The organism is Streptomyces sp. NPDC058469 (assembly GCF_042721125.1).
Lineage (GTDB): Bacteria > Actinomycetota > Actinomycetes > Streptomycetales > Streptomycetaceae > Streptomyces.
This window is the reverse complement of record NZ_JBHXME010000019.1, coordinates 17,324-40,204: the sequence shown is the minus strand read 5'-3', so window position 1 is coordinate 40,204 and position 22,881 is coordinate 17,324. Positions and strand designations below refer to the sequence as shown.

The 22,881-nt window shown below is 70.4% G+C and carries 21 protein-coding genes and 1 pseudogene; 9 read left to right on the top strand and 13 right to left on the bottom strand.

Features of this window, described 5'->3' with window-relative positions; all coding sequences use genetic code 11:
• Position 1 precedes the first annotated feature (1 nt).
• Both ACFWP5_RS12445 and ACFWP5_RS12440 read right to left on the bottom strand, forming a co-directional pair.
• Positions 2-1,069: a sugar ABC transporter substrate-binding protein gene (locus ACFWP5_RS12445; RefSeq protein ID WP_384154229.1), complete on the bottom strand. Its 1,068-nt coding sequence runs from the start codon at positions 1,067-1,069 to the stop codon at positions 2-4.
• A gap of 67 nt (positions 1,070-1,136) precedes the next feature.
• Positions 1,137-2,207, bottom strand: a complete 1,071-nt coding sequence (locus ACFWP5_RS12440; RefSeq protein ID WP_384154227.1) for an ABC transporter permease — start codon at positions 2,205-2,207, stop codon at positions 1,137-1,139.
• A gap of 135 nt (positions 2,208-2,342) precedes the next feature.
• Between ACFWP5_RS12440 and ACFWP5_RS12435 the strand changes: the two genes are divergently transcribed.
• Complete coding sequence (locus ACFWP5_RS12435; protein ID WP_384154226.1) at positions 2,343-3,068, top strand: SDR family NAD(P)-dependent oxidoreductase; 726 nt, start codon at positions 2,343-2,345, stop codon at positions 3,066-3,068.
• Here the strand turns inward: ACFWP5_RS12435 and ACFWP5_RS12430 are convergent.
• Positions 3,054-3,785, bottom strand: a complete 732-nt coding sequence (locus tag ACFWP5_RS12430; RefSeq protein WP_384154224.1) for a MerR family transcriptional regulator — start codon at positions 3,783-3,785, stop codon at positions 3,054-3,056. The genes ACFWP5_RS12435 and ACFWP5_RS12430 overlap by 15 nt on opposite strands.
• Positions 3,786-3,865: 80 nt before the next feature.
• On the opposite strand from ACFWP5_RS12430, the gene ACFWP5_RS12425 reads away from it, so the two are divergent.
• Positions 3,866-4,357 (top strand): macro domain-containing protein, encoded by a 492-nt coding sequence (locus ACFWP5_RS12425; protein ID WP_384154222.1) that lies wholly within the window; start codon positions 3,866-3,868, stop codon positions 4,355-4,357.
• Between the two features lie 124 nt (positions 4,358-4,481).
• The gene (locus tag ACFWP5_RS12420) at positions 4,482-5,411 is read left to right on the top strand and encodes a PfkB family carbohydrate kinase (protein ID WP_384154220.1); all 930 of its coding nucleotides are present in this window, start codon (positions 4,482-4,484) and stop codon (positions 5,409-5,411) included.
• A gap of 95 nt (positions 5,412-5,506) precedes the next feature.
• Here ACFWP5_RS12420 and ACFWP5_RS12415 read toward each other — a convergent pair whose 3' ends face one another.
• Positions 5,507-7,000, bottom strand: coding sequence for a M1 family metallopeptidase (locus ACFWP5_RS12415; protein ID WP_384154218.1), 1,494 nt, complete (start codon positions 6,998-7,000; stop codon positions 5,507-5,509).
• 223 nt (positions 7,001-7,223) lie between these two features.
• Here ACFWP5_RS12415 and ACFWP5_RS12410 point away from each other — a divergent pair, with 223 nt between their 5' ends.
• Positions 7,224-9,170, top strand: a complete 1,947-nt coding sequence (locus ACFWP5_RS12410; RefSeq protein ID WP_384154216.1) for a Xaa-Pro dipeptidyl-peptidase — start codon at positions 7,224-7,226, stop codon at positions 9,168-9,170.
• A 143-nt stretch (positions 9,171-9,313) separates the two neighbouring features.
• Here the strand turns inward: ACFWP5_RS12410 and ACFWP5_RS12405 are convergent, their stop codons facing one another.
• Positions 9,314-10,261 carry an FAD-dependent oxidoreductase gene (locus ACFWP5_RS12405; protein WP_384154214.1) on the bottom strand — a complete coding sequence of 316 codons (948 nt, stop codon included), beginning with the start codon at positions 10,259-10,261 and terminating at the stop codon, positions 9,314-9,316.
• 78 nt (positions 10,262-10,339) lie between these two features.
• Here ACFWP5_RS12405 and ACFWP5_RS12400 point away from each other — a divergent pair, with 78 nt between their 5' ends.
• On the top strand, positions 10,340-11,362 hold the full coding sequence (locus tag ACFWP5_RS12400) for an oxidoreductase (RefSeq protein WP_384154212.1): 1,023 nt from the start codon (positions 10,340-10,342) through the stop codon (positions 11,360-11,362).
• Between the two features lie 48 nt (positions 11,363-11,410).
• A complete protein-coding gene (locus tag ACFWP5_RS12395) occupies positions 11,411-13,054 on the top strand; it encodes an ABC-F family ATP-binding cassette domain-containing protein (protein WP_384154210.1) in 1,644 nt (547 codons plus the stop codon).
• Positions 13,055-13,166: 112 nt separating this feature from the next.
• Here ACFWP5_RS12395 and ACFWP5_RS12390 read toward each other — a convergent pair.
• The 4 genes and pseudogenes from ACFWP5_RS12390 to ACFWP5_RS12375 all read right to left on the bottom strand — a co-directional run.
• Positions 13,167-13,754, bottom strand: a pseudogene (locus ACFWP5_RS12390) (DinB family protein); the annotation flags it as partial.
• 120 nt (positions 13,755-13,874) lie between these two features.
• Positions 13,875-16,292 (bottom strand): Tex family protein, encoded by a 2,418-nt coding sequence (locus tag ACFWP5_RS12385; RefSeq protein WP_384154208.1) that lies wholly within the window; start codon positions 16,290-16,292, stop codon positions 13,875-13,877.
• Positions 16,293-16,391: 99 nt separating this feature from the next.
• On the bottom strand, positions 16,392-16,523 hold the full coding sequence (locus tag ACFWP5_RS12380; RefSeq protein ID WP_256959483.1) for an LPFR motif small protein: 132 nt from the start codon (positions 16,521-16,523) through the stop codon (positions 16,392-16,394).
• Between the two features lie 61 nt (positions 16,524-16,584).
• On the bottom strand, positions 16,585-17,454 hold the full coding sequence (locus tag ACFWP5_RS12375; protein ID WP_384154205.1) for a hypothetical protein: 870 nt from the start codon (positions 17,452-17,454) through the stop codon (positions 16,585-16,587).
• A 113-nt stretch (positions 17,455-17,567) separates the two neighbouring features.
• On the opposite strand from ACFWP5_RS12375, the gene ACFWP5_RS12370 reads away from it, so the two are divergent.
• Positions 17,568-18,575: a GlxA family transcriptional regulator gene (locus ACFWP5_RS12370; RefSeq protein ID WP_384154203.1), complete on the top strand. Its 1,008-nt coding sequence runs from the start codon at positions 17,568-17,570 to the stop codon at positions 18,573-18,575.
• Here ACFWP5_RS12370 and ACFWP5_RS12365 read toward each other — a convergent pair.
• Positions 18,565-18,765 carry a hypothetical protein gene (locus tag ACFWP5_RS12365; RefSeq protein ID WP_384154201.1) on the bottom strand — a complete coding sequence of 67 codons (201 nt, stop codon included), beginning with the start codon at positions 18,763-18,765 and terminating at the stop codon, positions 18,565-18,567. The genes ACFWP5_RS12370 and ACFWP5_RS12365 overlap by 11 nt on opposite strands.
• 186 nt (positions 18,766-18,951) lie before the next feature.
• Here ACFWP5_RS12365 and ACFWP5_RS12360 point away from each other — a divergent pair, with 186 nt between their 5' ends.
• Positions 18,952-19,587, top strand: coding sequence for a DJ-1/PfpI family protein (locus ACFWP5_RS12360; protein WP_384154199.1), 636 nt, complete (start codon positions 18,952-18,954; stop codon positions 19,585-19,587).
• Here the strand turns inward: ACFWP5_RS12360 and ACFWP5_RS12355 are convergent.
• Positions 19,574-20,323, bottom strand: coding sequence for an enoyl-CoA hydratase/isomerase family protein (locus ACFWP5_RS12355; protein ID WP_384154197.1), 750 nt, complete (start codon positions 20,321-20,323; stop codon positions 19,574-19,576). The two genes, ACFWP5_RS12360 and ACFWP5_RS12355, sit on opposite strands and share 14 nt — an antisense overlap.
• Before the next feature lie 204 nt (positions 20,324-20,527).
• Between ACFWP5_RS12355 and ACFWP5_RS12350 the strand changes: the two genes are divergently transcribed.
• Positions 20,528-21,037, top strand: coding sequence for an ATP-binding protein (locus tag ACFWP5_RS12350; protein ID WP_384154308.1), 510 nt, complete (start codon positions 20,528-20,530; stop codon positions 21,035-21,037).
• A gap of 9 nt (positions 21,038-21,046) precedes the next feature.
• Here ACFWP5_RS12350 and idi read toward each other — a convergent pair whose 3' ends face one another.
• Positions 21,047-21,640: an isopentenyl-diphosphate Delta-isomerase gene (gene idi / locus ACFWP5_RS12345; RefSeq protein WP_384154195.1), complete on the bottom strand. Its 594-nt coding sequence runs from the start codon at positions 21,638-21,640 to the stop codon at positions 21,047-21,049.
• A gap of 232 nt (positions 21,641-21,872) precedes the next feature.
• Positions 21,873-22,811, bottom strand: a complete 939-nt coding sequence (locus ACFWP5_RS12340; RefSeq protein WP_384154193.1) for a cation diffusion facilitator family transporter — start codon at positions 22,809-22,811, stop codon at positions 21,873-21,875.
• Between the last annotated feature and the right edge of the window lie 70 nt (positions 22,812-22,881).

Genomic DNA, 22,881 nt, shown 5'->3' with positions numbered 1-22,881 from the left:
CTCAGCGCGCGTCCTTCAGCGGCTTCAGGTTGGCCGACTGGTCGCCGAGCAGCTTGTCGATCGTCGGCTTGTACCAGTCGTACGCCGCCTTCGCCGACTTCTGCCGGGCGATGATCTCGTCGATGTCGGAGGAGTCGACGACCCCGCCGGGGGACAGGAACCAGCCATCCGGCAGCTTGCCCTTCTTGTCCCGGACGGCCTCGATCAGCAGCGCCGTGGACAGATAGCCCTTCAGGAAGTGCTGGGGGTCGATGGTGACGAAGTTGGAGCCGTCCTTCACCGCGTCCAGGGTCTTCGGGTCGACGTCGAACCCGGCCGTCAGCCACGTGCCGTGCTCGGCCTTCTTGATCTTCGCGAGGTTGTAGCTGTCGGCGTCACCGACACCGAGGAACGCGAGCGCGTCCGGGTGCGCGTTCACCTGTGCGGACCAGGAGCTGTAGTTCTGGCCGGGATCGCTGTACGTCTGGAAGGGGCCGAGGATCTTGACGCCGGGCGCCTCCTTCTTGAACGTGTCGGCGATGCCCTTGGCGCGGTTGTCGAGCACCGGGGTCCCCGGGTTGGGCACGCCGATCACGATCTGTCCCTTCGGATCGCTGCCGAGCCGCTTCAGCGCCTCCTTCGCCATCAGCTCGCCGAGTGCGTAATTGTCGTTCCCCACATAGAAGTTGACCTTGCTGCCGTCGGTGGGGGAGGTGTCCAGGGCGACGATCGGGACGCCCTGGTCGACGGCGCGTGCGGCGGGCCGGGTGAAGATCGGCGGGTCGAGGTTCTCCAGGACGATGCCGTCCTTGGCGACGGCTGTGAGGTTCTGGAACAGCTGCACCTCGGCGGGCCCGTCCGTGTTGGGCGGTCCTACGGCCTTGAAGTCGACCTTCCCCGCGTGGCTCGCCGCGCTCTGTGCGCCCAGCACCATCTCGTGGGCGAAGTTGAGGGAGATGTTGGCGACCGAGATCCCCATCTCCAGCTTGCCGTTCTTGCCGCCGGAGCCGCCGCCGGAGCCGCATCCTGCGGTGGCCAGCAGGACCAGGGCGCCGAGCGCCGCGGACCAGGTACGTGAACGGGGGTGCATCACGGCCTCCAAAAGGCTGGACCACAGGGGGACTTGACCACGGGGGGACTTGGACGACGGCGGGACTTCACTTGCGACGGCGTCCGGTGCGGCGCAGCGCGCTGTCGGCCGCGACGGCGACGAGGATCACCCCGCCGGTCGCGAACGACGTCCAGTTGATGGGTACTTCGAAGAACACCAGGCCGGAGGCGACGACCGAAAGGATCATGGCCCCGGCCACCGCGCCGACCACCGAGCCGCGGCCCCCGGCCAGCGGAGTGCCGCCGATGATGCACGCGGCGATCGCCTGCAACTCGTAGCCCTGGCCCAGGGTTGGGTCCCCCGCGCCGTAGAAGGCGAGTGCCAGCGCGGCGGCGCAGGCCGTGGTGAGGCCGGACAGGGCCAGCGCCTGGATACGGGTGCGGACAACCGGGATGCCGCTGAAGGCGGCGGCGTCGGGGTTGGACCCGATCGCCCGCACCCGGGCCCCGAAGCGTGTCCGGGACAGCACGACCGCCAGCACGACGATCACGGCGAGCAGCACCCACAGCGCGAACGGCACCCCGCCCGGATCGCCGCCCGCGAAGGTGAAGAACGAGTCGTCCAGCGGGAGATCGGTGATCTGCTTGCCGTCGGCGAGGGCCAGCCCGACGCCCCGGAAGAGCATCAGCGTGCCCAGCGTGACGATGAACGACGGCAGCGCCAGCAGCGTCGTCACCAGCGCGTTGAACATCCCCAGCCCGATCCCGGTGACCAGCATCACCGGCACCGCCAGCCAGGGCGGAGTGCCGTCCCGGATCAACAACGCCCCGACGACCAGGCACATCGCGTAGGTTCCGCCCACGGAGAGATCGACCTCGCGCATCGACAGCGCGAAGACCATGCCGCACGCCATCAGCGAGATGTAGACGGAGTTGTGGGCGGTGGACAGGAGGTTGTTCGTGCCCAGGAAGTCCGGGTACGGGATGCCGATCCCGGCGATCAGCAACCCCAGCACGAGCAGCACACCGAACTCGTCCCGGACCCACCGACGCGGCACCGGCTTCAACTGACGGGCTGGCAGCGTGAGTCGACGCCGCCAATGCGCCAACCGGCCCTGCCCGCCGCCCTGTTCGCGGGCGCGCTCGGCGTCGTCCACGGCACGCTCGGTCTCGGTCATCGGGCACGGCTCCCGTACGGCTGGTGCTGGGGTCGTCACGCAGGGTGGGCCCACCGGGCGTGAGCGGCAACCGGGGCGTTTCAGCGAGTGGAATGTGCTCTTGCCGGACGCCTGACAGGTCATCACACTCGCCCCATGGAGACGCGTACCGCCCTGGTGACCGGAGCGGCACAGGGCCTCGGGCAGGAGTTCGCCGTCGCGCTCGCCGGACGCGGCTACCGGGTCGCCGGACTCGACCTCGTCGCACAGCCGGAGACCGCCGAAAAGGTACTGGACTATGTGGAGTTGATCGGCGACGTCACCGACGAGAACCAGATCCAGGGGGCGTTGGAACGCGTCATCGACCAGTTCGGCACCCTGCACGTCCTGGTCAACAACGCCGGCGTCTACCCGGCGTGCCCCTTCGAGGAGATCACACCCGAGGAGTGGCGCCGGGTCATGCGCGTCAACCTGGAGGCGCCGTTCCTGCTGACCCGTGCGGTCCTGCCGTATCTGAAGGCCGCCGGCCGGGGCCGTATCGTCAACATCGTCTCGGCGGCCGTCCTCACCGCACCGCCCACGATGGTCCCGTACGTCGCCTCGAAGATGGGCCTCATCGGCTTCACCAGGTCACTCGCCGCGGCGCTCGGCCCGTACGACATCACCGTCAACGCGATCGCGCCCAGCATGGTGCGCACCGCGACCGCCGAGCGGACGGTCGGCGCGGACGGCGGCTTCGAGCACGTCCGGGACCAGCAGGTGGTGCCACGGACACAGCGGCCGTCCGACCTCGTCTCGACCCTGCTGTACGTGGTCGACGAGGGCAGCGGGTTCCTGACCGGGCAGACGCTGAACGTGTCGGGTGGCTCAGCCTTCCTCTGACTCCTGCGCTTCCTTTGACTCCTTTGACTCCTTGAGCCACTCACGGAGTTCCTCGCGCAGCGACCGCTGAAAGGTCGTCAGAAGGGCCTGCACCACAAGGGGTTGCATGTGCGCGGACAGCGACTTCACGTCCTGCGCGGCACGTTGGGAGACCTCCCCGCGGAACACCTGCGACAACTCGTGGGCCGCCGCACGGGAGTGCTCGATCAGTACGTTCCGGGACGCGAGGATCGCCTCCTGCGACACTGGTACGTCGAGGAGCTGCACGCCGAGCCGCAGCAGACCGGAGTCGACGCGGTACAGGGTCCCGTCGAGCCCGACCACGCCCATCGCGACGAGCCGCTCCACGTCGTCCTCGCCCAACGACCGCCCCGCCCGCCGCTCCAGCTCCCGCCGGTCCAGGGACTCCGTGCCCTCCGGCGCCCATGAGGCCACCACCGCACGATGGATCGCGAGGTCGTGCGCGCTGAGGTCCGGCGGCAGCTGTGCCAGGTAGCGCTCGATCGCGGCCAGCGTCATGCCCTGGTGCTGCAACTCCTCGATCAACGCGAGCCGCGACAGATGCTCCTGCCCGTAGTGTCCTACCCGCCGCGCCCCGATCACCGGCGGCGGGAGCAGCCCCTTGGTGCTGTAGAACCGGACCGTGCGGACCGTGGTACCGGCCCGCGCGGCCAGTTCGTCGATGGTGAGCGTCGGCTCCTCGGTGTCGGTCGTCATACGCAGCAGTATCGCTGTCTCACCAATGCTGTGAAACCACCGAAGGGCCGTTGTCAGTGGTGCCGCCTACGGTGGATCTCATGTCGGGGATCAAGTCGGAGATCAGTTACGTCAGGGGAGACGCGACCGTTCCGTCGGTCAAGGGCGTCAAGGTGATCGCGCATGTCTGCAACGACATCGGGGGCTGGGGAAAGGGCTTCGTACTGTCGGTGTCGCGCCGCTGGCCGGAGCCGGAGAAGGCGTACCGGGCCTGGCACCGGGACCGCGCGGCCAACGACTTCGGGCTGGGCGCGGTCCAACTCGTCCAGGTCGAACGCCATGCGTGGGTCGCCAACCTGATCGGCCGGCGCGGGATACGCACGGGCAGCAAGGGCGTCCCCGTGCGCTACGAGGCGATCGACACCGCCCTGTCACACCTGGCCGACCGGGCCACCGAACTCGACGCCTCCGTCCACATGCCCCGCATCGGATGCGGCCTCGCGGGCGGCAAGTGGTCGCGGGTCGAACCGCTGATCACCGAGCGGCTGGTGCGGCGGGGGATCGCGGTGACGGTGTACGACCACGGGGACTGACGACACCCCAACCGGCGTACCGCTGCAAGGAGTTGCGCATGTTTGCGAAACCTCTTGCAGTGATCGTCGGCGACTGCTTGACTCGCGGCGCGCATCGGTGGAGGAGAGTCATGAGGGGTGAGTCATGAGCAGCGGCAAAGACAGAGATAGGGACATCGACGTCCTCGTCCTCGGCGGCGCCGGCGTCGACACCATCGTCCACGTCCCCGAACTGCCGCTGCCCTACGCCGACAGCTACATGATCGACCCCGGCATCCGCACCCGCGCCGGCCAGACCGGCGACTTCGTGGCCCTCGGCCTGAGCGCGCTGGGCCTGCGCACCCACCACCTCGACATGCTCGGCGCCGACCCCGAGGGCGACCTGGTCCGCGCGCTGCACCGCGACCACGCCATCCCGCTCACCGAAGTCCCACAGCCCGCAGGCACCAAGCGCGCGGTCAACCTCGTAGGCCCCGACGGTCGGCGCCTCTCCCTCTACGACTCGACCCGCGGCCACCCCGACGACCGCCTCCCGGAACCGACGGTCCGCGCCCTCGCCACGACGAGCCGCCACGCCCACGTCTCCATCACCCAGCCCTGCGCCCACGCCCTACCGCTGTTGCGCGAGGCCGGTGCGACGATCTCGACGGACCTGCACAACTGGGACGGCACGAACCCGTACCAGCAGGAGTTCGCCCACGCGGCGGACATCGTCTTCCTGTCCACCACCGCCCTTACCGGCACCCCCGAACACACGATGCGAGCCATCGCCGAGCGGGGCCGGGCCCACCTGGTCGTCGCCACGGCCGGCGCGGAGGGCGCCTATCTGCTGGCCGACGACGAGGTGACCCACATCCCGCCTGTCACTCCGCCCTCCCCGCTGGTCGACTCGAACGGCGCGGGCGACGCCTTCGCCGCCGCCTTCCTCTACGGCTGGCTCAATCGAGAGACACCACAGCGTGCCGCCCTGTACGGCACGATCGCGGGTGCCCACGCCTGCACGGTGCCGTCCACGGAGACGGAGGCGATAAGCCGCAGCGAACTCCTGACAAGGGCAGGGGCAGCGCCCCTTTAGGGGCGCGGGGCTGTATCAATATGCGGCATCCGCCGCGTGGGCGCGACCAGCCACAACCGGCCCGCAGCCCCCACCCCACAGAACCCGGCAGCCGCTTAGTGCACGTCGTTCGTAGCCGCGATCTTCTTCCAGGACTTCGGCTGCATCGGAGCCACAGCCGCCCCCGCCCCTGCGATGGCCGCGCTCCGCGCCGCCGGAGCCGCCGGCTTCGTCGGCTGGAACAGCCACGTGTCGAAGAGCGCGGAGAGCGGCTTGCCGGATACCTGCTCGGCGTACTTCTGGAAGTCCGCGACGGATGCGTTGCCGTACGCGTGCTCCTTCGGCCACCCCTTCAGAACCGCGAAGAACGCATCGTCGCCGATCTCGTTCCGCAGCGCCTGGATGGCCAACGCACCCCGGTCGTAGACCGGAAGCTCGAACTGGTTCTCCGGACCGGGGTCACCCGGCGCGATGGTCCAGAACGCGTCGTCCGCCGGGTGCGAGGCGTAGACGTAGTCGGCGAGTTGCTGGGTGGTGCCCTCGCCCTCGTGCTCGGACCAGAGCCACTGCGCGTACCGCGCGAAGCCCTCGTTGATCCAGATGTCCTTCCAGCCCTTCAGCGACACGTCGTCGCCGTACCACTGGTGGGCCAACTCGTGCACGACGACAGAGGTGTTGGCGCCGTTCGCGAACTGCTTCTGGCTGTAGTAGACCCGGGTCTGGGTCTCCAGCGCGTACCCGGTGGTCGTGTTGGGGACGTACCCGCCGGCCGAACTGAAGGGATACGGCCCGAAGTAGCCGCTGAGCCAGTCGACGATCTCCCCGGTGCGCTCGACGCTCGCCCGCGCGGACCCGTCGTTGTCGCCGAGGTCCTTGCTGTAGGCGTTGACGACCGGGACGCCACCGTCCGAGGTGCTGGTCGTGATGTCGAACTTGCCGAGGGCGAGCGTGGCGAGATAGGTGGCCTGCGGCTTGTTCTGGCGCCAGTTGTAGCGGGTCCAGCCGAGTTGTGAACTCGTCGACTGGAGCGTGCCGTTGGAGATGGCCTGGGTGCCGTTCGGCACCGCGACCGACACGTCGTAGGTCGCCTTGTCGCTGGGGTGGTCGTTGCTCGGGAACCACCACCACGCGGACTCGGGCTCGTCGGCCGCGACCGCGCCGTCCGGGGTGCGGTGCCAGGTGGTGCAGCCGTACGCGCTCTTCGTGGACGGCACCCCGCTGTAGCGGACCACGACCGTGATCGGTGTGCCCTTGGGCAGCGGGGTCTTCGGGGTGATCTCCAGCTCGTGCTGGCCGGAGGTCGTGAACGTCGCCTTGGCGCCGTTGACCCGGATCTCGCTGACGTCGAGGAGGAAGTCCAGGTCGAACCGCGACAGGTCCTGCGTAGTCTGCGCGAGGATCGTCGCCGTGCCCGTCAACTCGTCGGTGGCGGGCTGGTATTGAAGCCTGAGGTCGTAGTGCGAGACGTCGTATCCGCCGTTGCCGTAGGCCGGGTAATAGGGGTCGCCGATGCCCGGAGCGCCGGGGGAGTAGCTTGCCGCCGACGCCGGGATCGCCAGCATGAGGGAGGCCGCCGCGAGTGCGCCCGGCGCGATGATTCTGCGGTGCACGAGAACTCCAAGTCGTAGGGCTCCACGAAAAGCCGAAGAGCCGTGGGGGTCCACGAAAGGTCGAAGAGCCGTAGGTGTCGGTCCACGAAGTCTGTTCAAAGGCTATTCAGTCCCTGTGCCCCGGCGCCTGTCCACGGCCCCTCCTGTCACACGATCGCCATTCGGCCGTCACGACCCCGAGTGCCTCTTCCTGCACGGGAGTTGACCGATGTACCGTCCGCGCATGCCGAAACGCACGCGCTTCACGATCTGGAGATCGCTCGCGACCGCGGCGATCGCCGCCCTCCTGGCCGCCTTCCTCACCCCGACAGCGGCCCAGAGCGCCCCACAGGAGAGCCAACCCGTCTACTCCTACGCGAAGGCCATCCGCGAGGCCGTCTGGGTGGACACCGGACTCGACGGCGACGGTGACGGAAGGACCGACCGGGTCGCCGTCGACATCGTCCGGCCGAGCGAACCCGCCCGACAGGGCCGCAAAGTCCCCGTCATCATGGACGCCAGCCCCTACTACTCCTGCTGCGGACGCGGCAACGAGAGCCAGCTGAAGACGTACGACGCCAGCGGCAACGTTGTCCAGATGCCGCTCTTCTACGACAACTACTTCGTGCCCCGCGGCTACGCCTTCGTCGGCGTCGACCTCGCCGGCACGAACCGCTCCGACGGCTGCGTCGACGTCGGCGGCCGCTCCGACATCCAGTCCGCGAAGGCCGTGGTCGACTGGCTCAACGGACGCGCGAAGGCGTACACCACACGCACCGGAACCGCTCGCTCGCAAGCGAGTTGGACCAACGGCACGACCGGAATGATCGGCAAGAGCTGGGACGGCACCATCGCCAACGGCGTCGCCGCCACCGGCGTCAAAGGCCTGAAGACGATCGTCCCGATCAGCTCCATCTCCTCCTGGTACGACTACTACTTCGCCAAGGGCGCCCCGCTCTACGACTCCGGCCCCGATTGGCTGTCCGACGCCGTGGAGAGCCCCGACGCACAGGCCAAGTGCGCGGCCGTACAGAAGAAACTCGTCGACGGCGCCCCACGCACCGGCGACTGGACCCCGCTGTGGACCGAGCGCGACTACGTCAAGGACGCGAGCAAGGTCAGGGCCAGCGTGTTCCTCGTGCACGGCATGCAGGACCTCAACGTCCGCACCAAGAACTTCGGTCAGTGGTGGGACGCCCTCGCCAAGAACGGCGTCGAGCGCAAGATCTGGCTCTCCCAGACCGGCCACGTCGACCCCTTCGACTACCGTCGCGCCGACTTCGTGGACACCCTGCACCGCTGGTTCGACCACGAACTCCTCGGCTACGACAACGGAATCGACCGCCGGCCGATGGCCGACGTCGAACGCCACCCCGACCAGTGGGTCACGTCGGCGACCTGGCCGCCGAGCGGCACCGCGACGACCACTCTCCACCCGGCGCAGGGCACCCGGGCGGGCGTCGGCACACTCGGCCTCGGCACCGGCGCGGGCACCGAGACGTTCACCGACAACCCGCAGGAGAGCGAGACGGATTGGGCGGCCGCGATCGACAAGTCGACCGCGGGCAAGGCCGGTTTCGTCACCGGGCCCCTCACCAAGGACCTGCGCCTGTCGGGCTCCTCGAAGGTGACGATCACCGCGACGCCCACCACGTCAACGGCCCATCTCTCGGCCGTACTTGTCGACGTCGGCCCCGACACCATCCGTGACTACGCCGACTCCGCCGAGGGCATCACCACGCTCACGAACCGCACCTGCTGGGGCGAGGCCACGGCGGGTGACAGCGGCTGCTTCCTGGCAACCCAGGCCAAGACCAAGGCGGTTGACTACAACGTCTTCAGCCGCGGCTGGGCCGACCTCGGCAACTACGCCTCCGACACGAAGGGCGTACCGCTCACCCCGGGCAAGGCGTACACCATCACCCTCGACCTGGCGGCGACCGACCACGTCGTCCCGGCCGGACACCGCCTCGCCCTGATCGTCGCGGGCACGGACAAGGACCTCATCGATCCGCCGTCCACCACCCCGACCCTCGCCGTGAACCTGTCCCGCACTTCGGCCCAACTCCCGCTCGTCGGCGGCGCGTCGGCGTTCGCGAAGGCCACGGCGGGCGCTACGGCCACCAGCGCACCGGCGGCCACGGCACTCGACGGCGTGCGCGCGCCGAGCAGGGTCCAGCGGGTGCCGTAAGGAGTACCCCCCGTCCCGGCCCCTCGTCGATGCCGACGCAGGCGGAGCGGCCACCCTCCCGGCGAAAGTGTGACACTTTAAGCGAAAGTGTCACACTTTCGCCGGGTACCTGTCTCCTCGCTCCCGACCAACAGCGCGACCCCTCACTTCGCGCCCGCCTCCACCAGCCCCGCGGCCTCCCGCGCACATCCCCACGCCACCGTGATCCCCGCCCCACCGTGACCGTAGTTGTGCACCAACGCCCGCCCGTCCCGCAGTACTTCACGCTCCAGGCGCACCGAGGGCCGGGTGGGCCGCAAGCCCACCCGGTGTTCCAGCACCCGCGCCCCGGCGATCTCCGGCCGGATCGCCGCGCACCGGGCGATGATCGCCTCGGCCACTGCCGGATCGGGTGTCATCGACCACGCGTCCTCCTCGGCCGTGCCGCCCAGGATCAGCCCGCCCGGCTGCGGGAAGAAGTACGTGGACGTGTCCGCCGAGTGGTCGACGGACGTCAGCCATGTCGTGATCCCCGGGTTCTCCACGACGACCAACTGCCCGCGCACCGGCCGCACCGAGCGATCGGGCACGAGGTCAAGTGAGTCCAGCCCCGTGCAGTTGACCACGACGGCCGCCGGTACCTCCGTGAGGTTCGTCACCGACCGCTCCTCGACGGTCCCGCCCAGCTCCAGGAACCGCTCCCGCAGCCACGGCAGATGGGCCGACATGTCGATCAGCGGCAACTGCGCCCACAGCCCGCCGCCCGCGTACTCCTCGGCCCGCGCCTCCCGCAGCCCGGGCACCCGCGCCGCCCACGGCCCCAGCTCGTCCAGCCGTGTCTCACCCTGTACGCCCTCGACCATGCGTACGCCCGTCTCCTCGGGCCGCGCCGCCAACTCCTCGTACACGACGAGCGATTGGAGCGCCCACTCACCGACGAGCGCCTCCGGCTCGATCCGGTACGGCCACCACAGCGCGCCCGCGACCGCCGAGGTCGTCAGCTCGACAGGCTCCCGCGTCCACACCCGCACCCGGGCACCGCGCTCCGTCAGCACGACGGCCGTCGTCAACCCGATGACGCCCCCGCCTACCACGATCACATCGCCACTCATGCCGCTCTCCATGCGCGGACGCTAGCGGAATGTGTCATGCAGTGCTCACATCGCCCTCGCTCTGGGGATACTCACAGCATGTCTGCCGAATACGCGGCCTTCGGCCTGGCACCGGCGATGCGTGCCGGTGAAGTCCTCGCGGACGGCGGCTACCAGGTGCACCGCGACTTCGTCGACTTCATCGTCGACGGCCGCCCGCTGCTGTTCCAGCTCACCGACCTGGACGCCGTCTCCCCACTCGCCTCCGACGTACCGCCCGCGATCTTCACCGCCCAGGTCCGCAGCCTCCTCCTGGAGACGGACCCACCACTGAAGGGCGGACGCTACGTCATCTACGGCTGCCCCGAGTGCGAGGACCTGGCCTGCGGCGCCGTCACCGCCGTCATCCAGCAGGACGGCGCCGACTACATCTGGCGCGACTTCGCCTGGCAGACCGACGAACACGCCGATATGGAGCGCAACGGCTACCACGGAATAGGGCCCTTCCGCTTCGCCGGAGCCGAGTACCGCGCGGCCCTCGACTCCCTCGTCGACGGCACCGCCCCGGTCGCCGGACGCCGTGTCCTGCTGATCGGCGCCCGCGTCGCGATCCTCGCCAAGCTCGCCGCCGCCCTGCGCGCCATCGGCATCGGCGCCGACATCACCGGCGACGCGACCCACGTCCCCGCCGACGAACTCCGCGGCTACGGCGCCGTGGCCTTCGGCCGGGCCGTCACTCCGGCCGAACGGACCGCCGTACAGGCCGCGTTCGACCGCGCCGGGGTCGACGTGGCGTACGTCGACGGCCTCGCCCCCGTCGTCCCGCTCCTCGTCGCCCAGATCGAACACGCCCTGGACCGCCGCCCCGCCGAGCAGCACCGTCTGACCCGCCTGGTCGCCGCCGACGGCGAGGCGGGGATCGAGGTCACCTCGCCGTGCCGGGTACGCCTCACCGCGTACCGACTCGACCGCCTCAACCGCAACCACACCCACGAACTCTTCGAGGGCGTCCTGGAACCCGGCCGCCACCGCATCGCCCTGGACGCGAAGGCGGTGAAGGGCGAGTCCTTCGTCGTGGCCCGGACCACGGGGAGCGTGCTGGTGGAGGCGATGGCGCGGTGAGAACCGCGGCGCGGGCGGCGAAGGGGACCGATTAGGATCGGCGGTCTGATGACTGCCACTCTCGTCGCCAAGAATCTCGCCGCCGGACACGGCGACCGCGCCCTCTTCACCGGGCTCGACCTCGTCGTCGCCCCCGGCGATGTGATCGGTCTCGTCGGTGCCAACGGCGCGGGCAAGTCCACCCTGCTCAGGATGCTCGCCGGCCTGCTGGCACCCGAGGAGGGCGAGCTGCGCCTCTCCCCGCCGGCAGCGACCGTAGGCCATCTCCCGCAGGAGCCGGAACGGCGGCCGGGCGAGAGCGTGCGGGAGTTCCTCGCGCGCCGCACGGGGGTCGCCGAGGCCCAGCGGACCATGGACGAGGCCACGCAGGCACTGGTGGACGGCGCACCCGGCGCCGACGACGCGTACTCGTCGAGCCTGGAGCGCTGGCTCGACCTCGGCGGCGCGGACCTCGACGAGCGGGCCGAGGAGATCGCCGACACACTCGGCCTCGCCATCGACCTGGACCAGCCGATGACGTCCCTGTCCGGCGGCCAGGCGGCACGCGCGGGCCTGGCCTCCCTCCTCCTCTCCCGCTACGACGTCTTCCTCCTCGACGAGCCCACCAACGACCTGGACCTCGACGGCCTGGAGCGCCTCGAACGCTTCGTCTCCGGCCTGCGCGCCGGCACGGTCGTCGTGTCGCACGACCGCGAGTTCCTCACCCGCACGGTCACCAAGGTCCTCGAACTCGACCTGGCCCAAGGGGAGATCAACCTCTACGGGGGCGGCTACGAGGCGTACCTGGAGGAGCGGGACGTGGCGCGGCGGCACGCCCGTGACGACTTCGAGGAGTACGCCGACAAGCGCTCCGCGCTCCAGGACCGCGCGCAGATGCAGCGCGGCTGGATGGACAAGGGCGTCAAGAACGCCCGCCGCAAGGCGAACAACGACAACGACAAGATCGGCCGCAAGTTCCGCAGCGAGGCGAGCGAGAAGCAGGCGGCGAAGGCGCGGCAGACCCAGCGCATGATCGAACGCCTCGACGTCGTCGACGAGCCCCGCAAGGAGTGGGAGCTGCGCATGGAGATCGCGTCCGCGCCCCGCTCCGGCGCGGTCGTCGCGACCCTGCGGGACGCGGAGGTACGGCGGGGCGACTTCAGCTTCGGTCCGGTGTCCCTCCAGATCGACTGGGCGGACCGGGTCGCGGTGACCGGTGCGAACGGCGCGGGCAAGTCGACGCTCCTCGGCGCGCTGCTCGGCCGTATCCCGCTGGACGCGGGGCACGCGACGCTCGGCTCGGGCGTCCTGGTCGGCGAGGTCGACCAGGCTCGCCAGTTGTTCCACGGTACGGAGTCCCTGCTCGACGCGTTCTGCGCGGCCGTCCCGGACACCGAACCCGCCGAAGTCCGCACCCTGCTCGCCAAGTTCGGCCTCAAGGCACACCACGTGATGCGTCCCGCCGGGACCCTGTCCCCGGGCGAGCGCACGCGCTCTGCCCTGGCCCTTCTCCAGGGTCGCGGGGTGAATCTCCTGGTCCTGGACGAGCCGACCAACCACCTCGACCTGCCTGCCATCGAGCAACTGGAGTCGGCCCTGGACGCCTACGAGGGCACGCTGCTGTTGGTCACCCACGATCGCCGGATGCTGGACGCGGTTCAGGTGACTCGGCGGTTGGAGGTGGCGGACGGGAAGGTGACGGAGCGACGGTGAGCTCGGCTGCTTGGGCGGTTCGTTGGCTGCGGGTCCGTGGGGGCTGGTCGCGCCCCGCGGCGGAGCCCCAAATCGACACAGCCCCGCGCCCCTGAAGGGCGTCGTTCGCACCGGCGTTGCGGAGATCGGCCTCCTTGGCGGCGCGCTCGACCCGGTTCCGGTGCTCCGCCCACCAACTCGCGTCACCGGGAGCCATATTGGTTCCCCTGGCCCGTTGCCCCACTGCCCCGTCGATGAGTTCCCGTACGACGTCTGCGTGCCCTGCGTGCCGGGACGTCTCGTAGGTCATGTGGACGAGCGTGCGGTGCAGGGTCAGTTCGTTGCCCCCTTCACCGGGTATGCGGCCGACCGCGTCCAGGGGCAACGCCTCGATCGTCGCGTCCGAGTGCGCGCAGATCCGTCGATAGTCCCCGACGATCTGCTCACGCGTCTCGTCCGGCGTCGCCCACAGATCCGCGTTCGGCTCGGCGTTCCCGGCGATCCACAACTCCGGCCCGTCGACCGGCCGCCCGAACACCGTCCCGAAGTAGAACGCCTCGGCCCCGGCCAGATGCTTGACCAGCCCCAGCAGATTGGTACCGGTCGGCGTCATCGGCCGCCGGATGTCGTACTCCGACAGCCCTTCCAGCTTCCACAGCAACGTGTCACGGGAGTCCTGCAGAAAGACGCGCAGGTCGGCTTTGAAGTCCGGTGAGATCATGCGCCCAGTCTGTCGCAGGGCGCTACGCGCCCTGTAGGGGCGCGGGGAACTGCGCGACCAGCCACAACGGGCCTGCAGCTCCCCACGATCTGAACCCCTACGGTCTGATCGGCGAAGCCGTCAGCGCTTCCCCTTCTTACCCGGGTCCAACAACCCCGCCTTCCGCAAAGCATCAGCCATCGCACTGTTCGCCGGCGGCGCCGCCTGTCGCGCCCCACCAGCCCCGCCACCCTGACCGCCCTGCCGCTGCTGCTGGCGCTGCTGAGGAGGACGCCCCCCACTCCGCTGCCCGCGCTGGGCACCCCCACCCTGCTGTCGCCGCTCACCGCCGGAGGCCTGCGCCTGCGCCTGCGCCTCCGCAGAGTCGTCCAGCCGCAGCGTCAGCGAGATCCGCTTGCGCGGGATGTCGATGTCGAGGACCTTCACCTTGACGATGTCACCCGGCTTCACCACGTCCCGCGGGTCCTTGACGAACGTTTTCGACAGGGCGGAAACGTGTGCCAGACCGTCCTGGTGGACCCCGACGTCGATGAACGCCCCGAACGCGGCGACGTTCGTGACGACACCCTCCAGAACCATCCCGGGGGCGAGGTCGGAGATCTTCTCGACGCCGTCCTTGAACGTGGCCGTCTTGAACGCGGGCCGCGGGTCGCGCCCCGGCTTCTCCAGCTCCTTGAGGATGTCGGTCACGGTGGGCAGACCGAACGTCTCGTCCACGAACTCGGTCGGCTTCAACGACCGCAGCACCGCCGTGTTGCCGATCAGCGAGGCGACCTCGCTGCCCGCCGTCTTCACCATCCGCCGCACCACCGGATACGCCTCGGGGTGCACGCTGGACGAGTCGAGCGGGTCGTCGCCACCCCGGATGCGCAGGAAGCCCGCGCACTGCTCGTACGCCTTCGGGCCGAGCCGTGCCACGTTCTTCAGCTGCGTACGCGACTTGAACGGGCCGTTGGCGTCACGGTGCGACACGATGTTCTCGGCGAGGCCGGAGGTGATGCCGGACACGCGTGAAAGCAGCGGTGCGGAGGCCGTGTTGACGTCCACGCCGACGCCGTTCACACAGTCCTCGACCACCGCGTCCAGCGAACGCGACAGTTTCACCTCGGACAGGTCGTGCTGGTACTGGCCGACACCGATCGACTTGGGGTCGATCTTCACCAACTCGGCGAGCGGGTCCTGGAGTCGGCGCGCGATGGAGACGGCGCCGCGCAGCGACACGTCCATGTCGGGCAGCTCCGCCGAGGCGAACGCGGACGCCGAGTACACGGACGCGCCGGCCTCGGACACCATCACCTTGGTGAGGTTCAACTCCGGGTGCTTGGTGATGAGTTCACCGGCGAGCTTGTCCGTCTCGCGGGACGCCGTGCCGTTGCCGATCGCGATCAGGTCGACCGAGTGCTGGGCGGACAGCCGGGCCAGCTTGGCGAGGGCGTCGTCCCACTTGTTCGCCGGGACGTGCGGATAGATCACGTCCGTGGCCACGACCTTGCCGGTCGCGTCGACGACGGCCACCTTCACGCCCGTACGGAAACCGGGGTCCAGGCCCAGCGTCGCGCGCGTGCCGGCAGGGGCGGCGAGCAGCAGGTCGCGCAGGTTCGAGGCGAAGACGTTGACCGCCTCGTCCTCGGCCGCCGTACGCAGCCGTAGCCGCAGGTCGATGCCGAGGTGCACGAGAATGCGGGTGCGCCAGGCCCAACGGACCGTGTCCTGGAGCCACTTGTCGCCGGGACGGCCGCGGTCGAGGACCTGGAAGCGATGGGCGACCATCCCCTCGTAGGAAGAAGGCCCCTCGGTGGCCTCCTCGGGCTCCAGGACGAGATCGAGGACGTCCTCCTTCTCGCCGCGCAGCATCGCGAGGATGCGGTGCGAGGGCAGTGCGGTGAACGGCTCCGAGAAGTCGAAGTAGTCGGCGAACTTGGCGCCCGCCTCCTCCTTGCCGTCCCGCACCTTCGCGGCGAGGCGCCCGCGCCCCCACATCCGCTCACGCAGCTCGCCGATCAGGTCGGCGTCCTCCGAGAACCGCTCGGTGAGGATCGCCCGGGCGCCGTCGAGGGCGGCCTGCGGATCGGCGACACCCTTGTCGGCGTCGACGAACGCGGCGGCCGCGGCCAGCGGTTCCACGCTCGGGTCGCCCAACAGCCCCTCCGCGAGCGGCTCCAGGCCGGCCTCGCGCGCGATCTGCGCCTTGGTACGCCGCTTGGGCTTGTACGGCAGGTAGATGTCCTCAAGCCGCGCCTTGGTCTCGGCGGCGCGGATCTGCGCCTCCAGCTCCTCGGTGAGCTTGCCCTGCTCGCGCACCGATTCGAGGATCGCGGCCCGCCGCTCCTCCAGCTCCCGCAGATAGCGCAGCCGTTCCTCGAGCGTGCGCAGCTGCGCGTCGTCGAGCATCTCGGTCGCTTCCTTGCGGTAGCGGGCGATGAAGGGCACCGTCGAACCGCCGTCGAGCAGCTCGACGGCCGCCTTCACCTGCCGCTCCCGTACGCCGAGTTCCTCGGCGATCCTGCCTTCGATGGACCCTACGAGGGGTGTCGTCACGCCCGTACCGCCTTCTCCACTGAGGTTGCGCGGCAATTGTGGCAGGTGACACCGACAGTCGGGGATCAGGGCGCTGCCCGGCGGGCCGGGGCGGCGGGATCAGGCCCTACGGCCGCGTGCGGACCCCGAGGCTCCGCCGAAGAGCCGAGCCAGGGCCCGGAAGGGCAGGGTGACGACGGTGGCGATGGCGCCGCCGATCTGGCGCAGGACGTCTGCGATGGCACGGAACACGGTTTTCCCCTTTCCTCTCCCGGCCACGGTGACCGGAAGAGGACCGGGTACCCGGTATTCCTCAGGACTTGCCGATCAGATCCGCCGGGAAGGCTCCAGCGGCCAGGGCGGCGCGCGCGAACGCCGCCGCCAGTTCCGTCAGCCGGCCGACGCCCTCCGCACCCAGATGCCCGTACGGCGCCCGGTCCAGCCGGTCGGTCTCCGCCTCGATCCCGGCGCGCAGCGCGACCCCCGCCTCCGTCAACTCGCCGTCCCCGTCGAGCAACCCGCGCGCCCGGAGCCGTCCCGACGCGGCGTCCCACTCCTCCTGGTTCCACCCGCGTGTGCCGAACACCCACTTCGGGGCCATGCCCTTGCCGGTCGCGGTGTGGGTGACCACGGCCTCCAGGCCGTCGAGTCCGGCGGACATCAGGACGGCGAGGTGACCGTCGCCTCGGTGTTCGCGCAGCAGCGTGGCCGCATGGAAGTAGGCGAGGTGGGGCTCCTCGGGGACCGGCAGATCGGCGTGGGCCGCGTACAGGGGCCGGGCGGAACGCGTACACGCCTCTGCCGCTCGCAGCGCCAGCCGCGCGGCCTCCGCCATCTCCTCCGACCCGACCACGTCCTCGCCCAACAGGCGCCGCAGGGTCGCGTCGACGGCACGCGTGCGTGCGTGAAGGACCTGCTCCGGGGAGGCGGTCTCCCAGACGGTGGGCACGTGCCGGGCCACGAGGTCGTACTTGTAGTTGTAGAACGTCGCCGTCACCGTGCCGGGACCGACCGGTCCCATCGCCGCCGCCCGTACGGCGAAGTTGACGGCACTGGGGTGCGTGACTCCGAGAGACCCCAGTTCCTTCCCCAGGTCGGGCGAGAAGTAGAGCGTGGAGTGCAGGGAGTTGAGCGCGTTGTAGCAGCGGCGCCCGGCACGGGGCTCGACGGCGGCAGTAGTCATGACGGCCACGTTACCGACTGGTCGGTACGGGCTCCAGGGGTGGGCACGGGATGGCAGGAAAGGTGGGGTACCCGTCATTGCGGCTATCACGCGGAGCGCGAAGAATCGACGGCATGCGAACCGTCCTGGTGGTCCTCTTCGACGACGTGCAGAGCCTCGACGTCACCGGCCCCGTGGAGGTCTTCGCGGGCGCGGAGACGCAGGCCCGGGGGGCCTACCGCATCCGTACGGCCTCACTGGACGGCGGTCCGGTGCGCACCTCCAGCGGACTGACCGTCGTACCGGACTCGACCCTCGCCGACGCACCCGTCCCGCACACGCTCATCGTCCCCGGCGGACCGGGCACGCGCGGCCCGGACCCGCGTGTGACCGGCTGGCTGCGCGTACACGGGCCGCGCGCCGAGCGGCTGGTCTCCGTGTGCACCGGGGCGATCCTGCTCGCCGAGGCGGGCCTCCTGGACGGTCGCCGGGTCACCACGCACTGGGCGTACTGCGACAAGCTCGCCCGCGACCACCCGGCCGTGACGGTCGACCCCGATCCGATCTACGTCCGGGACGGACCCGTCTCGACCTCGGCCGGTGTAACCTCGGGCATCGATCTCGCCCTCGCCCTGGTCGAGGAGGACCTGGGCCGGGACGCGGCGCTGACCATCGCCCGTCACCTGGTCGTGTTCCTGCGCCGGCCCGGGAACCAGGCTCAGTTCAGCGCCCAGCTCGCCGCCCAGACGGCCCAGCGGGAGCCCCTCCGTGAGGTCCAGCAGTGGATCACCGAGCACCCCGACGACGACCTGAGCGTCGAGACCCTGGCCGCCCGCGCCCGCCTCTCGCCCCGCCACTTCGCCCGCGCCTTCCAGGCCGAGACCGGCATGACCCCCGGCCGCTACGTCGACCGCGTCCGACTCGAACACGCCCGGCGCCTCCTGGAGGACACCGGCGACGGCGTCGAGGAGATCTCCCGCGCCAGCGGCTACGGCACCCCCGAGGCCATGCGCCGCGCCTTCCTCAAGGCACTCGGCGCGGCCCCGGCCGAGTACCGCCGCCGCTTCCGCCCGGCCCCGGCCGCACCAGCCGGCCGAGTACAGAAAGGACCCCGGGGCGACTGGCCCGCAGCTACCCGCTGAGCACCGACAGGTCCCGGCGCGCCGGCCGCACCTGCCCACTGAGCACCGAAAGGCTCCGGCGCACCGGCCGCACCTGCCCACTGAGCACCGACAGGTCCCGCCGCACCGGCCGCACCTGCCCACTGAGCACCGACAGGTCCCGCCGCACCTGCGGCACCTGCCCACTGAACGCCGAAAGGCTCCGGCGCACCTGCGGCACCTGCCCATTGACAGCCGAAAAGGCCCCGCGCCCCGCCGCACCCGCCCGCTGAACGCCGAATGACCCCGGCGCACCTGCGGCACCCCGCCCATTGACCACTGAAAGGCCGCCGGGGGCACCCGCCGCACCCGCCCATTGACCACCGAACGCCAGCCGATCGACCCCGAAAGGCCTCCGATGCAGATCGCCATCGTCCTCTTCGACCGCTTCACCGCCCTGGACGCCGTGGGCCCCTACGAGACCCTCGGCCGTCTCCCGGACGCGGAGACCGTCTTCGTCGCCGAGGAGGCCGGCCCCATCCGCAACGAAACCGGAAACCTGGCGCTCGTCGCCGACCGGACCCTGGCCGACGTACCGAACCCCGACATCGTGGTCGTCCCGGGCGGCCCCGGTCAGACCCCGCAGATGGAGAACGAGACCCTCCGGGACTGGCTGCGCGCCGCCGACGCCACGAGCACCTGGACGACGTCGGTGTGCACGGGCTCCCTGCTGCTGGCCGCCGCCGGACTCCTCCGGGGCCGCCGCGCGACCTCCCACTGGCTGGCCCTGGACCACCTGAAACGATTCGGCGCCGAGCCCACGGGGGAGCGGGTGGTGACCGACGGCAAGTACGTCACCGCGGCCGGCGTCTCCTCCGGCATCGACATGGGCCTCACCCTGCTCGGCCGGATCGCGGGCGACGAACACGCCCAGGCCGTACAGCTGTTGACCGAGTACGATCCGCAACCGCCCTACGACGCGGGGTCCCCGGAGAAGGCGCCCGCGCACCTCGTGGAGAAGTTCCGCGCGAGCAGCCGCTTCATCCTGACGTAGTCCAGGTGAAGCGCGGCGCCCGTCGCTCCAGGAACGCGGCGACGCCCTCCGCGGTGTCGCCGCTGCCGCGCACCTGCTCCGCCCAGTAACCGTCCCTGTCCGTACGGCCGTTGGCGAACTCCTTCGCCGCGGCCTGCGTCAACTGCGAGCGGGAGACCAGCACCCGGGTGAACTCCGCGACGCGCTTGGCGAGTTCGCCCTCGGGCAGCAGCTCGTCGACGAACCCGGTGCGCAGAGCCCGCTCCGCGTCGATCAACTCGCCCGAGAACAACAGGTACTTGGCGGTCCCCGGACCCACCAGCGACACCAACCGCCTGGTGGCGGACGCCGGATACACGATCCCGAGCTTCGCCGGAGTCACCCCGAACAGCGCGCCCTCCTCGGCGAACCGCAGATCACAGGCCGCCGCCAACTGCGCGCCGCCGCCCACACAATGCCCCCGGACCGCCGCCAACGTCGGCTTCGGGAACGCCGCGAGCGCCTCCTCAGCGAGCACCGCCAGCCCCTGCGCCTCACCCGCCGACTCCCGCAGCGTGGAGATGTCGGCCCCGGCGCAGAACGTCCCGCCCTCACCGGTCAGCACGAGCGCCCGCACGGCCGGATCGGCGGCCAGGGTGTCGAGCAGCGGCGGCAGCGACCGCCACATCTCGGCGGTCATCGCGTTGCGCTTGCCGGGGTGGTGGACGACGACGGTGGCGACCGAGTCGGTGACGTCGTGCAGCAGGCGGGGCTCCATGGGCCGGATGCTACGTACAACCGGAAGAGTTCGCGAAGTCGGCACGATCGGAACACGAGCGGTCCGACAAGCGACCGGGTCGTGCGAAAGCGGTCGGAAGGCACCCGATAACTGCTGACTTCTGTTCAGTCGTCCGGGGTGGCGCGGGTCGTTGCCAACACTCGTCGTGTGGTGACAATCGAGCGCAAGGGTGGCGACCGGACGATGGAGAACCACGGGCGTGGGTCAGGCCCACGCCCAGAAGGCGGCAGGGACGATCCCCTGGACCCCGCCCCGCCGGATCCGCTGCCGTACGAGGGAGTCTGGCGGTTCACCGCCTCCGCCGTCGACGCCTCCGTCCCGCAGGCACGACACGCCGTACGGGACCTGCTCTTCCGACAGGGCGTGCCCCTCTCGGACGAGCTGCTGCAGGGGCTGTTGCTGATCGTCTCCGAGCTGGTCACCAACGTGGTCCGGCACGCGGTGCTGCTGTCGCCGACCCTCGCGGTGGAGGTCGCCGTCGGTGCCGAGTGGGTGCGGGTGTCCGTCGAGGACAACCACCCCTACCGCCCGACCGCCCTGGTGGCCGACCACGACGAGACCGGCGGCCGGGGGCTGCTCCTGGTGCGCGAGGTGACCCGGGAGGCGGGCGGCGTCTGCGACGTCGAGCACACGGCGAGCGGCGGCAAGGTGATCTGGGCCGCCCTGCCGCTCAAGCCCGCGCAGGTGCCGTAGGCGAGGAGGTCACCAGCCCGCGGACGGGCCCGTCAGCTCCCTGACCGCCGGGCGGGCCGCGTCCAGCACCGTCATGAACCAGGACGAGAAGGTGTCCTTCGCGTGCCGCTCCGTCAGCTCGGCGGGGGTCACGAACGCGGTCGTGTCCACCTCCTCCGGGTCCGGCCGCAGCGGCGACTGCACCATGCCGACGAAGAGGTGGTTGTACTCCTGCTCCACCAGGCCCGAGTCCGGGTCCGGGTGGTTGTAGCGGACCGTGCCCGCCTCGGCGAGCAGCGACGGGGACACCCCCAGCTCCTCGTACGTCCGCCGGGCCGCCGCCGCGAAGGGCGCCTCGCCGGGGTAGGGGTGACCGCAGCAGGTGTTGGACCACACACCGGGGGAGTGGTACTTGCCGAGCGCCCGCTGCTGGAGCAGCAGCCGGCCCTGCTCGTCGAAGAGGAAGACGGAGAAGGCGCGGTGCAGCTGCCCCGGCGGCTGATGGGCGGTGAGCTTCTCGGCGGTGCCGATCGTCACGCCGCTCTCGTCGACCAGTTCGAGCAAGATCGCGTCAGCGGTGCCGTTCGACGAGTTGTGCGTCGCGGTGGCAGGTGTGGTCGGCATACCCATCCTTCACATCGGTCCTCGAGCCAAGTCTGCCGTACGGATCCGGCACTCCCGGCAGTTCATCGTGCCCGGCGCGGCGACGGAGGAACCGTCGGGGGGCGGGGCTGTGGGAGTGAGGACGCGGGCGCGCGCCGGATGGCTGCGTTCCATCGAAGCCGGTCGATCTCTGTCGATTTCCGTCAGCGCGGAAGCCGTACGCGACCCTCATTCGAACGTCAGTGGCACAGCGTCAGTGGCACAGCTTCGCCTCGTGCTCCGCGTGCCCGCGGGGCTCCAGCTGGAAGGTGCAGTGCTCCACGTCGAAGTGGTCGCCGAGGCAGCCCTGGAGTTCGTGGAGCATCTTCTCGTTGCCGATCGCGTTCAGCACGTCCGAGCGGACGACCACGTGCGCGGAGAGCACCGGCATGCCCGAGGTGATCGTCCACGCGTGCAGATCGTGGACGTCCTCGACCCCGTCCAGGGCCAGGATGTGGGCGCGCACGTCCTGCATGTCGACGTCCTTGGGGGCCGACTCCAGCAGCACCTCCAGGGTCTCGCGCAGCAGCTTCAACGTGCGCGGCACGATCATCAAACCGATGGCGAGCGAGGCGATCGGGTCGGCCGCCTGCCAGCCCGTGGTCAGGATCACCACGGCCGAGATGATCACCGCCAGGGAGCCCAGCGCGTCCGCGGCGACCTCCAGGAACGCGCCCCGCACGTTCAGGCTCTCCTTCTGGCCGCGCACCAGCAGCGTGAGGGAGATCATGTTCGCGACCAGGCCGATCAGGCCGAACACGATGGTCAGCCCGCCCTCGGTGTCGGCGGGCGTGACGAACCGCTGGACCGCCTCGTACAGGACGTAGCCGCCGACGCCGAGCAGCAGCAGACAGTTGGCGAGCGCGGCGAGGATCTCCGCGCGGGCGTAGCCGAAGGTGCGGTTGCCGGTCGCCGGGCGGTTCGCGAAGTGGATCGCGAGCAGCGCCATGCCGAGGCCCAGCGCGTCGGTCGCCATGTGGGCCGAGTCCGCGATGAGCGCGAGGGAGTCCGCGAGCAGTCCGCCGACGACCTCGACCACCATCACGGTGATCGTGATCCCCAGTGCGACCCGCAGCCTGCCCCGGTAGGCGGCCGCCGCCGTACCGGTGACGGGAGCACCGTGCGAATGCCCGTGGTCGTGCCCTGCCCCCATGAAAAGGCCGCCCTCCTGATTACTGTCCGGGATCACAGTGAACTACGGGTGGGGGGTATCGGGCAACGCG

Excerpts from the sequence above, each read along its gene's own strand:
- idi (WP_384154195.1), bottom strand. The coding sequence starts at position 21,640 with ATGCCGACCACACCTGCCACCGCGACGCACAACTCGTCGAACGGCACC.
- ACFWP5_RS12375 (WP_384154205.1), bottom strand. The coding sequence starts at position 17,454 with ATGACTACTGCCGCCGTCGAGCCCCGTGCCGGGCGCCGCTGCTACAAC.
- ACFWP5_RS12395 (WP_384154210.1), top strand. The coding sequence starts at position 11,411 with ATGACTGCCACTCTCGTCGCCAAGAATCTCGCCGCCGGACACGGCGAC.
- ACFWP5_RS12405 (WP_384154214.1), bottom strand. The coding sequence starts at position 10,261 with ATGAGTGGCGATGTGATCGTGGTAGGCGGGGGCGTCATCGGGTTGACG.
- ACFWP5_RS12445 (WP_384154229.1), bottom strand. The coding sequence starts at position 1,069 with ATGCACCCCCGTTCACGTACCTGGTCCGCGGCGCTCGGCGCCCTGGTC.
- ACFWP5_RS12435 (WP_384154226.1), top strand. The coding sequence starts at position 2,343 with ATGGAGACGCGTACCGCCCTGGTGACCGGAGCGGCACAGGGCCTCGGG.
- ACFWP5_RS12420 (WP_384154220.1), top strand. The coding sequence starts at position 4,482 with ATGAGCAGCGGCAAAGACAGAGATAGGGACATCGACGTCCTCGTCCTC.
- ACFWP5_RS12440 (WP_384154227.1), bottom strand. The coding sequence starts at position 2,207 with ATGACCGAGACCGAGCGTGCCGTGGACGACGCCGAGCGCGCCCGCGAA.
- ACFWP5_RS12400 (WP_384154212.1), top strand. The coding sequence starts at position 10,340 with ATGTCTGCCGAATACGCGGCCTTCGGCCTGGCACCGGCGATGCGTGCC.
- ACFWP5_RS12340 (WP_384154193.1), bottom strand. The coding sequence starts at position 22,811 with ATGGGGGCAGGGCACGACCACGGGCATTCGCACGGTGCTCCCGTCACC.
- ACFWP5_RS12410 (WP_384154216.1), top strand. The coding sequence starts at position 7,224 with ATGCCGAAACGCACGCGCTTCACGATCTGGAGATCGCTCGCGACCGCG.
- ACFWP5_RS12355 (WP_384154197.1), bottom strand. The coding sequence starts at position 20,323 with ATGGAGCCCCGCCTGCTGCACGACGTCACCGACTCGGTCGCCACCGTC.
- ACFWP5_RS12425 (WP_384154222.1), top strand. The coding sequence starts at position 3,866 with ATGTCGGGGATCAAGTCGGAGATCAGTTACGTCAGGGGAGACGCGACC.
- ACFWP5_RS12370 (WP_384154203.1), top strand. The coding sequence starts at position 17,568 with ATGCGAACCGTCCTGGTGGTCCTCTTCGACGACGTGCAGAGCCTCGAC.
- ACFWP5_RS12430 (WP_384154224.1), bottom strand. The coding sequence starts at position 3,785 with ATGACGACCGACACCGAGGAGCCGACGCTCACCATCGACGAACTGGCC.
- ACFWP5_RS12360 (WP_384154199.1), top strand. The coding sequence starts at position 18,952 with ATGCAGATCGCCATCGTCCTCTTCGACCGCTTCACCGCCCTGGACGCC.
- ACFWP5_RS12350 (WP_384154308.1), top strand. The coding sequence starts at position 20,528 with ATGGAGAACCACGGGCGTGGGTCAGGCCCACGCCCAGAAGGCGGCAGG.